Source organism: Campylobacter sp. RM12637, from assembly GCF_020137645.1.
Classification (GTDB): domain Bacteria; phylum Campylobacterota; class Campylobacteria; order Campylobacterales; family Campylobacteraceae; genus Campylobacter_E.
Map to the genome: position 1 here is coordinate 17,625 of NZ_JACGAV010000011.1, position 11,989 is coordinate 29,613.

Annotated in this window: 9 protein-coding genes; all 9 read right to left on the minus strand. The window is 27.2% G+C overall.

Annotated features, from left to right (window positions below):
• Positions 1-204: 204 nt before the first annotated feature.
• The 9 genes from AVBRAN12637_RS06555 to mscL all read right to left on the minus strand — a co-directional run bounded on the left by AVBRAN12637_RS06555 (position 205) and on the right by mscL (position 11,965).
• Positions 205-1,440, minus strand: a complete 1,236-nt coding sequence (locus tag AVBRAN12637_RS06555; protein ID WP_336615543.1) for a restriction endonuclease subunit S — start codon at positions 1,438-1,440, stop codon at positions 205-207.
• Between the two features lie 3 nt (positions 1,441-1,443).
• Entirely contained in the window at positions 1,444-3,153 is a 1,710-nt protein-coding gene (locus AVBRAN12637_RS06560) for an AAA family ATPase (RefSeq protein ID WP_336615544.1), read from the minus strand.
• Between the two features lie 33 nt (positions 3,154-3,186).
• On the minus strand, positions 3,187-5,439 hold the full coding sequence (gene hsdR, locus AVBRAN12637_RS06565) for an EcoAI/FtnUII family type I restriction enzme subunit R (RefSeq protein ID WP_336615545.1): 2,253 nt from the start codon (positions 5,437-5,439) through the stop codon (positions 3,187-3,189).
• An 83-nt stretch (positions 5,440-5,522) separates the two neighbouring features.
• Positions 5,523-6,815, minus strand: coding sequence for an McrC family protein (locus AVBRAN12637_RS06570; protein ID WP_336615546.1), 1,293 nt, complete (start codon positions 6,813-6,815; stop codon positions 5,523-5,525).
• On the minus strand, positions 6,812-8,884 hold the full coding sequence (locus AVBRAN12637_RS06575; RefSeq protein ID WP_336615547.1) for an McrB family protein: 2,073 nt from the start codon (positions 8,882-8,884) through the stop codon (positions 6,812-6,814). The genes AVBRAN12637_RS06570 and AVBRAN12637_RS06575 overlap by 4 nt, the downstream gene beginning before the upstream one ends.
• 86 nt (positions 8,885-8,970) lie before the next feature.
• Positions 8,971-9,849: a hypothetical protein gene (locus AVBRAN12637_RS06580; RefSeq protein WP_336615548.1), complete on the minus strand. Its 879-nt coding sequence runs from the start codon at positions 9,847-9,849 to the stop codon at positions 8,971-8,973.
• On the minus strand, positions 9,846-10,886 hold the full coding sequence (locus AVBRAN12637_RS06585; RefSeq protein ID WP_336615549.1) for a hypothetical protein: 1,041 nt from the start codon (positions 10,884-10,886) through the stop codon (positions 9,846-9,848). Before AVBRAN12637_RS06585 ends, AVBRAN12637_RS06580 begins: the two co-directional genes overlap by 4 nt.
• The gene (locus tag AVBRAN12637_RS06590; protein ID WP_336615550.1) at positions 10,883-11,509 is read right to left on the minus strand and encodes a hypothetical protein; all 627 of its coding nucleotides are present in this window, start codon (positions 11,507-11,509) and stop codon (positions 10,883-10,885) included. Before AVBRAN12637_RS06590 ends, AVBRAN12637_RS06585 begins: the two co-directional genes overlap by 4 nt.
• Before the next feature lie 45 nt (positions 11,510-11,554).
• Entirely contained in the window at positions 11,555-11,965 is a 411-nt protein-coding gene (mscL, locus tag AVBRAN12637_RS06595) for a large-conductance mechanosensitive channel protein MscL (protein ID WP_214150124.1), read from the minus strand.
• Between the last annotated feature and the right edge of the window lie 24 nt (positions 11,966-11,989).

Genomic DNA, 11,989 nt, shown 5'->3' on the forward strand with positions numbered 1-11,989 from the left:
GTTAAAATTTTTTGAATTTTTTAACATATTAAGCTTTTATGTTAAAAATTACGAGATTTTTTAACATATCAAGCTTAGAATTTATTTCGTGTATTTTTGGCTCAAATGTCACTTGTTTGAAATTATAAACAAACGAAATTCCTAATTCAAATTCCATTCTCTAAACAAACGAAATTTAAACTAAATTACGGATCTAAATTCCACTCACAACCCACCCTTAAAGGCTAAGTCTAATAAACTTTCTTTTAACTCTTCATAATCTTTTAGCCTTTTTACATAAAGCTCTTTTAGTTCTTTTATGGTCTTTGCTTTGCTCTCTAGCTCTTTTGCGATACACTCTTGCTCTTTTAATGGTGGCAACGGGATTTGCATGTTTTTAACATATGTTTGACTAATATTCGGCTGAGCTCCACCAAAAGAGTCTAAAATTATTTTATCTCTTTTAAACAAAAGATAATAAAAAAGATAATTTTCCTTAAAACACACATTTTTAATATTTTTATTAAAAATAGCACACACTGCTTGATTTGTTGAAGTTTCAATGTTTAAAATCCCTAATTTTCCAGCAGTTGCCCCATACATAGCTATTAATAATGTTCCTTTTGGATATATTTTAGCCGATGAACTATTTAAACCTATTTGGGTAATTTTTTCTTCTACATTGTTTATGAGATAATCATTCAATTCACCACTTTTAAGCCAATTGATTGTGCCATTTTCCCAATATTCTTTATTTGTTCTTTTAGGTGTCCCACCACTTGAAGTGGTTGCAATATCTCCGAGTTTTTCCAATTTCCAAGTGGGTGGGAGTGTGTAGGTGTCGTTGTCTAGCTTTGATTTTAGGGGGTTAAAGCTATCATTTAGGATACTTTGCCACAGCTCATCAAGGCTTAGCAAATCAACTTTAGCTAGCCTTATACTCTCATCAATACTTGCAAATTTTTCATTAAGTATCTTTACAATTTTCCTTTGATCTTTAAGTGATGGCAACGGGATTTGGATATTATGAATTTGAGCTGTACTTAAGTTTGGTTGAGCTGCACCCAAAGCTATATTTAAATTTTTACCGCTATTAAAGTATAAAAACCAAAAAATATATTTTCTAGTAACTTCATCAGATATTCTTAAAAGCCCCACCCTTTGATTTAAGTATGCTTTTTCTTCTAAATCATACAAACCGATTTTACCTGTTGTCGCACCACTCATAGCGATTAAAATATCGTTTTTGCAAATTGTGTAGCTTGTTAAATCATTCTCATAATCATTTGGATTACAATAAACTAAATCTTCTAAAACAACTTTTTCATTTTGGATATTTTTTATCCTAACAATAGGCACACCATTTTTAGAAAATAATGAACTTTTAAAGGCAAAACCATTTTGAAGTTTGCAAATGTTTTCAAGCTTTTTAACTTCCCAACCATTCGGTAATTTTGTCATTTTTTACCTTTTTTTGTTAATTTGTTTTTTTAAAAAATTAAACATCTTCACAATATCATCAGAGATTTCTTCCTTAGGAATGCAAGATATTACCTCTTGAATTTTATTTAAATCATCACCTTTATCATTAGAATATATACTTTGAATAATATCTTTACATCTCAACTCTTTTATATCGGTTAGGCTATCGCAATTATCATTTTCTTTAATATGTTGTAAAACAGCTAAACTATCATTATTTATTTCATGTAACTTGTTATATTTTTTTAACATTGTGTATGATATTAAATAATTTTCAATTTCTCTTCTTTTCCAAGCTAAAAAATGAGATATAACATTATATTTCTGTTTGTATATATTCTTATTCCATTTCAATGTTAAATCATCTTTTATGTCATTAGTATTATAACAATCTTTATCACATAACATGAAAATATTTTGTAAGCATTTATCATTTGTATTAATAAATTTACAATAGCTTTCAAGCCATTGTAGTTTTGCAAAACCAAATATTTCATATTCAGATTTAAATCCAGAATTGCATTTAATTGGATAAATTTTATCTAAGATTGTTAAGTCATCATCTATTTTAACTTGACATAAAAATTTAAAAATTTCCCAATCATTAGTATCATCTATTAATACAATATTTTCACATTTTAAAGCTATATAGTATTGGCATGTTGTGTTAATTGTTAAATCTTCAAGTCTATCTATAATTTCATTTAAAATATATTTGCTTTGTATATTTCCATTTTTAACTATTTTAATAGTCTCTATATTATTTCCAACTATTGTTTCAACAATATGAGAAGTAGAAATGGAATATCCTTCTATGCTGTTTAGATTATTCCATAATTTTTGATTATTTTTATAGTGTAAGTGCGAGTCTATTTCATCAAACAAAAAAATAGTATTTTGGCTATCAAACAAATCTAATATTGAATATAATGCTAAAAGTTGATATTCTCCATCACTTAAATCTTTAAAATTTAATTCTTCATCAAATTGTAAATCAATATCTTTTAAATTAATATTTAATGAATTATTTGTAGCAACAGCAAAGAATGTAAAAATTTCTTCAGAATTTCTACCAAATATATCATAAAAATTATTTTTTGACAATTTAATCTTTTTTTGTTTTATATTGTATAGCTCGGAGCTAAAATCTTTACCATCTAAATAATCTATCATTTTTACTAATTTATCATAGTATATTGTACGAATTAAAGCGTTTTCTAACATAATGCCTTTTTCTTCAGTTTCAATTTCTTGTTTAATTTTTATTACCAATCTAGATAATACTCTAAAATAAAATACAAGTTGAATATTTTCTATATTTATTTGTTTAGTTTTTAAAAAATCTAATGTTCTTGAATTTGTTTTTGTAGCAATCGCAAAAAATATTAAAAGTTTAATCCAATTTTTTGTAAAATAAAAAGATTTCAAACTACTGTTTAAAGAAGCTTCATTTATATCATATTTTTTTGCTTTGTTTGTGTATTGTTTAAAAATATTAGAAAATTTTTCATTCTGACCAGATGAAAAACATATAATTTTTAAATTATCACTATCAAGATAATTTTGAAAAATACTTTCTAGGATTCTTGATTTACCACATCCATTTTCTCCGATTAATACAATGTGTTTATTTAAGCTAAAATCAATATTTTGTTGCTTTAAACCTTTATAATCATTTATAACTATATTCATTTAACTTCCTTGGTATTTAAATATTTAATACAATCATACCCTAAAAAGCTCTTCTTGGAGCTTTTCAAAACTTGCCTTGAGTAGCTCTTTTGAGCCAAAGCCTTGTGCGATTTTATCCTTATCTAGCGTGCTATTTGTTAGCAAGGTGCCAAGCCCTGCATCAAATTCTTTTATGCCAAATCTTTCATATTTATCAAGCAAGAAATTCATAAAAGCCATAACATTATCATCTTTGATATCCTTTATAAACTCCGTATTTTTAAGGCTTTGCACTCTATCCTTTCTGCTCTTTTTAAACGCCCCAAAACTAAGATAAGCAAACACATCATACAAATCACAATCATTTGCGTGTAAAACATGCTTTAGCTCTTCTAAGTCTTCATCGCTTATACCATTTGCTTCTAAAGTCTTTAAAAACTCAAGCCTAGTTTTTTTCTCACTCCAAATCTGCCTTAGCATTTGCTCGTTTGCTACGACTGCTCTAACTTTACCTAGCACTGCTTCTAAAAACTCTTTTGTATCTAGTGGGATATCATCGTTTAGGGTGTATTTTATCTCTACCTTTTCTAATCTTGGGTATTTGCCAAGATATACCACAGGCTTATTTTTGCTAGGCTTTTTTATGATTTCTTTCGGTTCTTTTTCTTCTTTGCTCTTTGGCTTTAGCTTGATGGGCTCATCACTCATCATCTCGCCATCCCACTCACTATCATAAAAAAGCTCGGTTGAGTTAGTAAAATCAATTATCGTGAAAAAATCCTTGCCTTTATAAACTCTAGTTCCTCTACCTATAATTTGTTTAAACTCTACCATAGATGCGATGTTTGAAAGTAAAACTATATTTCTAACATTTCTAGCATCTACTCCTGTGGTTAGCATTTTTGAGCTTGTGAGTATTACTGGGTAGGCTTTGTCGTTGTCTTGAAAAAGGCTTAGATAATCAAGCCCGATTTTACCTTCATCGCTAGTAACTCTTACGCAATAATCATTGTGATTTACGCTTTTGTGTTTATCAATGTAGTGTCTTATTTCACTTGCGTGTTTTTGATTAGCACAAAAGATGATGGTCTTATCCATAGAATCTTCCATATTTTCTAGGATTAGCCTTGCTACTAGGTCGTTGTAGGCTGGTATGCTTATGTTTTTTTCAAACTCGCTAAATTTATAGCGTGGTTTTTCTAGCTCTCCTTTTACTATATCGCCAGTGCTATAAATATAGCCATCGCTTAGGCTTGTGCTTAGCTTTTTTACCTTATACGGGGTCAAAAATCCATCGTTTATGCCGTCTTTTAGGCTGTATTTATAGATACTTTCGCCAAAGTATTTATAAGTATCTATATTATCATCTCTTTTTGGTGTGGCTGTTAAACCTAGCTGGGTGGCACTTTCAAAGTATTTTAAAATCTCTTGCCACGAGCCATTTTCGTTCGCTCCGCCCCTATGGCACTCATCAATGATTATAAGGTCAAAAAAATCTTTTGGGAATTTAGTATAAAGCTCATTGTAATTTTTGTCTTCACTAGCTAGGCTTTGATATATTCCAAAATACACATTTGCACTTTTTATCATGCCATCTTTTTGGCTTGATTCTAGGCTAACGCAGTCATTTTCTATAGGGTTAAACTCTCCTAAGGCTTGATTTCTTAGGCTTATTCTATCGCATAGAAAAAGGATTTTTGGCTTTCTTGGGGCGCTATTTTTGTTCCATCCAGCGTTAAGTAGTCTTGTAACTATCGCAAAGGCTATGGTGGTCTTGCCTGTGCCTGTGGCTAGGGTTAGAAGCATTCTTGATTTGTTTTGCAAAATGCCTTTTATCACGCTATCAACGGCTATTTTTTGATAGTATCTTAACTGTTTGTTTTCTACTACTAGCTCTTTTTGGCTTAGAAGTTTTTGCTTTGCTAAGTCGCCAAAAGTTTTTTGATATAGCTCATCTGGAGTTGGAAACTCATCTATAAATTCGCCCTTTGAAGCTCTCATATCATACTCATAAAGCTCACGCCCATTTGTTGAATATACATAGCGAATATTTAGGATTTTTGCATATTCTTTGCCTTGCTGTAAGCCGTCTTGGCAGTCTTTACCTATCCTTTTTGCTTCTATTATTGCTAGGTTGTTGTTTTTGTGATGAAGTAAATAATCAGCGAATTTTCTAGCCCCACGCTTACCGCCGATTAGTATCCTACCATCAGTAAAATAATACTCTTTCCTAATGTTTTCCTTAAGCCACCCAGCGTTTTCTAGCTTTATATCAATGTATTTTGCTCTAGTTTCGTTTTCTAACATTTAAATCCGCCAATAATTTATGAAATTTATTAGAAATATATATAAAATTATTAAAAATTACAAATATTAAAATAATTTTTATATTAATAATCTTTTAATAAATGTAATAAATTACTTATAAAACTTTGTTCTTTGCTTTTTAATTCTAATATTGAACTTTCATCTTCTTTGATACTATCTAAATTAATCCCTAAAATAGCCATTTTGCTATCTTTACCAGTTACTTGCTCCATAGCCACATCATCAGTATTAGGAGATAAAAATATCCCCAAAGGTGCATTAAACCTATACATATAAGCACTCATTTGATACAAGTCTTCTCTACTTATAGCACCATCCACACAAGATATTTGACCAAAACAAGAATAATTTTTATATTTTGCATCTAGCACAGCTACGAGCTTACTATCTTTATAGATAAAAAAATCAGGTCTAAGCTCTCTTTTATTATCATTAAAAAGATAATTTTTACTAGCAAAATTACCATTAACAACCTTAAAACCTTGCAAATTTTTACTCATTAGCTTATATAAATACCCTTCCCAAACTTCGCTTAAATCCAAAAAATATCCAAAACCATTAGAATTATCAAAACTTGATTTTGAGCCTTGATTTTTGATGATTAGCTCGCTTAGGGATACTACCTTTTGATAAGCTTTATTTAGTGGGGTATAGTGTATGCTTTTTAGTTCATCTAATCTCACATCATCACCAACTTTAAAATCTCTTAACATTTGAATGTGTGATGAAACACTATTTAACATATTACTAAAACCCAACCTTAAAAGATGATTGTATGCCTTTAAAATAGCTCTATTTATAGGTGTATTATAAGTTTGTTTTGAGTAAGAACAATAAAATCTATTAGCATTTACAAGGTTATGGTTTATATGATTTGATATATCTAGGCTACCTTTAAAATACTTTTGATTTTTCTTTATTCTTTCGTAGTTTTTAGGGATGTTTGATTTGTTTAAGGCGTATTCAAGCGAGCCAACCCAAAGCATACATAAAAGCCAGTGATTATGCTCAGAACTTGCTGAACCTGTTACGCTTTTAGGTAGATAAAGCCCTAAAGCGTATGAGTAAAGATAATCCCTAATATTATCTCCAAAGCGTGGAGAAATAGTGATATTTATAGTTCCTTTTGAATAAAAGCCTACATAATAAGAAGTATAAAAAGTAGCACTTTTACCACTTATAAAACCATAATCAATGATATTTACATCATCTTTTTGATATGATTTTTTATCAATGCTTACAAAATCTAACTTACTAGCTTTTAGCTCATCTACTACTTTTAAAAAATCATACAAGCCATCATAAGTTCCAAAAGTCTTTTCGCAACCATTTATACAAGAATCTTTAAATTTCATTCTTCATCTAACTTTTTTGTAAAATATTCTTTTATTTTGCCAATTCTTTCTTTAATGTTATTATCATCATAGCTTAATCCTAGATATTCCATCAAAAGTGGCTCAATATGATAAATCCAAAGCTTTTCTAAGTGTTGTGGGTTTATGACAAACTCATCTTTATCCATAAAGCTTTTTATTTTCATAAAATACGCATGACCAATTTTGTAATAATCTTGAGTGTTTTCTAGCTTTATAGCTTCTAACTCTTTCTTTTTCTTATCTTCATAATCGCTTAAATCTTCACTACCTGATAAAAAATAATTTAGTTCTATACATCTTTGGATATAGCTATCTATATTGTTTGGCTGTTTACTTTCTTCAAAAGCATTGTATATAGCACCATAATCCACACCCACTTCATAAAAGCCAAATCTTCTTCTAAGTGCTAGATCAAATGTAGCCAAGCTTTTATCCACATTATTCATAGTGCCTATGATATAGACATTGCTAGGTATGCAAAACTCATCAAAATTAGCTACACTTACACTCTCATTACGATACTCAAGAGCATAAAGTAGCTCCCCAAATACTTCACTAAGATTAGCCCTATTTATCTCATCTATTATAAAAATAAATTTTTTATTTTCATTATTTTCTAATGATTCAGCTGCACAATAACAAAACTTCTTAAATATCCCATGATTTAGCGTATAAGATAGACTACCATCATTTTTTACATTTGGAGCTATACCACCTATGAAATCTTGATAAGAATAATTTGGATGAAACTGCACTATATCCCAAACAATATTTTTACTTGGTTCTTCATCTTCTTTTTTAAATCTATAAGGTTTGATAAATTCTTTAATATCATCTTTGTCTATTTTATTTTCATCATCTATCCAATCATATACCACTTTTTTAGCTGAATAAGTCTTGCCTGTCCCTGGCACTCCATAAAGTATGATTTGTTTATGAGCTTTAAGTAAATCTGAGATATTTTTCATATCGGTTTCTCCTATACATAAAAATGATATAACTTTTGAGAGTGTTTGTAAATTATTTACTTTGTCACTATCACTTTGAAAAAAATTGCTATATATTTTATCACTTACTTGTTGCCAAATTGCTGGAAAACTATCAAAATGACAATCAGTGATAATTTCAGCATATTTTTCTAACTCAAAATTACTAAATTCTTCTTTATTAATATCTTTTTTATTATCTTTATATTTTAATCCGCACTCTAATTTTTTAAAGTTTTCATCTTTTGATAACTCTTTAAAAATCTCTTGCATAAAATCAGATTTTAAAAAATTTCTAAAAGCATCTAAGCTTATAGGGTGTATTACATTATCAGCATTCGCCCACATCCACATGAACTTATATGGGAAACGAAAATTCAAAATCTCTTGCTGTTTTTTATAATCTTCTTGCACTGCATTAAAATTATTAATCTTTGCATCAGTTACCCTACCTGGATAGCATAGTGCTATATTTGTTCTATCTATGTTAGCACCATCATATTTCTCTTTACAATTTTTTATAAAATCAACAAATTCTATAAATAAAGTATTATCAGAGAAATGAGAATTAATCCAAGCACAAGTCCTTTGAGAGTATGTAGAACCTTCAAAATCATATTCTTTTTGTTTATTACTTAAAATTCTATATTCATTAACTACTTTTTTAGTATCAAAATCATAACCACTCATAACAAAAAGTAATTTTAAGACAAAATCTTCTTCTATTTCACTAAGTCTTTTCTTGAAAGCATCATTTTGATTTGTCATACCTATTAACTTTTTATCAACAACAAACACTCTACCTAACCCAAAATTTCGTTCACAACTTTTATATTTATCTAGGTTACTACTGTCTTTTGGGAATTCCTTTTGAACTTTAGCAATATAGTTGTTTATATCTTCTTGTATATTTTTCCAATCAACTTTTATTGTTTTAGCTTTACTTAAAATATTACTAACTCCTTCAAATCTCCCACCAATAGCCTGCTTGCTTTGTTTTAACTTCTCATAATTACTATTGTCATCTAAATAAAACTTCAAAACATTTTCATCTATATACATTTTTTCTCCTTAATTATTTTATAATTACAAAAATACTAGCATTTCATAAGTCTTGTAATTTCTATTTTAAATTCTTAATCAAAATATCAAAATTTAATCCTAATTGTTTTTACCTTACCATCAAATTTATAATCATCTGGGTTTAGTGCTTCAACCCTTTTAAACTCTTCACAGGCTATATCAAGTCCTTTTTCACAAGCTATTTCATAATATCTTTTAAGTGTTTTAATATTGCCTTCAAAATCAAATTGTAAAAATTGCTCTAAAGATTTAGCTTTTTGCATACAAACATTAACATTAATTTCACAAGCTTTTAAACTATATTCATCATATTTTCCATTGTTTTTACTAGCGTTTAATTCAGCGTATCTTAAACAAGCTTTTTCATTTTTGTTTTCACATAGTTTTAATAAAATTTCTTGATTTTTTGTGCCTTCATTAAAAGCTTTTTCACAATTATTATTTTGTAAGCATTCGGTTTCTGCTAACGCTAAATTATTGTTTTTTAATTTTATATATTCAAGCTCAACACAAGCATTATAATTTCCCGCATTGCACGATTTTTCAACATATTTAACATTATCCACCATTTTTTGCTCAACCAATAAATCACAAGCTTTTATATAATCTATTTCGCAAGCCATAGATAAACTTTCTTCTATTATAGTATTAGAAAGATGTCTTTGAGCATATATAAAATCAATGCAAACTTTTGGAAAATCCATATATAACTTATCTCTTAATTCCTTAGCTTGATATTGATGAGCAACTCTTGTAATATCATAAAAATATTCAGCACAAGTTTTTTTATAATTAAACTCTTCAACATTTTGACAAAAATCAATAGGTGAAGGACTACTTTTTATCACTTTATAACAAGCATTTAAATCATTATTTTTACATTCATAATCATCATCTGCATAACAACAAAACAAGTATAAAAATAAAATTAAAATCTTTTTCATAATTCCTCCTTATAAATATCTTTTAGATAATTAATTGATAATTCTTTACATAAATCATTATTTTTTAAACATATATAATCTATAAAATATTTTGCTCTTTTATAATTTTTCATTTTATATTCAATCATAACAGCATCTTTACAAAACATAATATTGCTATTTAAACACAAATTCTCATATATTTTAGAATAATTATTGTAAAAATCCTTATTTAAATTAGTAGTATTTTCTATATATTTTTTACAAGAATTTAGTTTTGTTATATCGCATTCATCTTTATAAATATTAAGCATATTATCTTGATTAAAATCATAACTATAACAACTTCCACCATACTTACAAGCTAATTTCATATAATGCTTTAAAGCTTTATAATCCTTTTTATCATTAAATTCTTTAGCTAAAATTTCACAAGCTTTAGCATATTTATTATCACACGCTTTTTTATAATCTTTTATTAGCATACAAGCTTCATTTATATTATTATCACAAGCTCTTCTTAAATATTTAGCCTTTTTAATTTCATCTTTATTAACTGCTAATTCATAACAAGTGCTAGGGTTTTTCTCACACATCAAATCATCATTAGTTTTATATTTATAATTTATAAAAACATAGCAAAACCTACTATCTTCATTACATTTATTTTCAAGCAATTTATAAAAATATTCTTGATTTTTAGAATTCTCATTTATTAAAGCATAAACTATATCAAAACAAGAATTATTATCATAACAACCCAGCTCTAATGCTCTAAAATAAATATTTTTATCAGTAATTAAAGAATTTAAATAAAGTTGTTTTAAATAATCACAATATTTATAATTTTTATCATTACAATTTTTTAAATATATTTTATTTATTTTGTCTTTTTCTTTATTATCTAAACTTAAATAAATCTCATTTATTGCTTTACATTTATCCTTAAATTTATCTATAAAATCATAATCTTTTACATATTTTTTAACCAAAATATCACAAAACTCATTAGCATTTATATTAATAAAAAATATCATAATAATTATAAAAATTCTCATTTATTATCCTTTAAAAATATACAAGCCTTACTCTCACCTAATTCACAAGATTTTTTATATAAAATATCACTAAAAATATTTATATTATTTAGTTCTAATGCAAGAGTAAAACAAGCTTTAGAATTATCTTCTTTACATAATTTATAAAGCCTTTCATAATTTTTATCAGAAACTACAAAATAATCAATTTTATTATGTTTTATGCTTTCTTTTCTAAGAAAATCACAAGTATATTTTTTATTTTTTCTGCAATATTTAGCTAGTCTATCAAAATCAATAGAATCTGTATCAAACGAAGCTAAACAATCAAAATCATTACCATACTCGCAAGATAATTTATTATAAAACCTATTTTTATTTATATCTAAAATATAAATATCAGCTAATTTATTGCAAGCATTTGCATATCCTAAATCACACGATTTTATAAATAATTTTTCATTATTAAAATATTCTAAACCTAGCTTATAACAAGCTAAGGCATAGTTTAAGTCGCAATAATATTTATAAATTTTAATAGCTTGATTTTTATCGTTAATATTAGAAGATTGTGTTAATTTATCAATATTTTCTATAGAACTTATAAAAAATAAAAATATAATTAATTTTTTAATAATTAGCATAAAATCCCCCTTTAAATTAGGAGATTATAGCTAATACTAATAAAATTAGTTTTTATTTTTTAATAAATCTCTGATTTCTGTTAGCAGCACTATATCTTCGCTTGGAGCTGGAGCAGGAGCTGGTTTTTCTTCTTCTTTTTCTGCTTTTTTAAGCTTATTGATTAGCTTTACAACAACGAAAATTGAAAACGCAATGATTAAAAAATCAACTATATTTTGAATAAATAAACCATAATTAACGGTTACATTTTCAGCTTCTTTAGCACCTTCTTTAATAACTAATTTTAAATCACTAAAATCAACTCCGCCTGTTAAAACTCCAACAATAGGCATAATAATATCAGCCACAAGTGAGCTTACAATCTTACCAAAAGCAGTTCCTATAACCACACCCACAGCTAAATCTACAACATTTCCACGCATTGCAAATGTTTTAAATTCTTGTAATATTTTCATATTCTCTCCTTGAAAAAAAGGCGA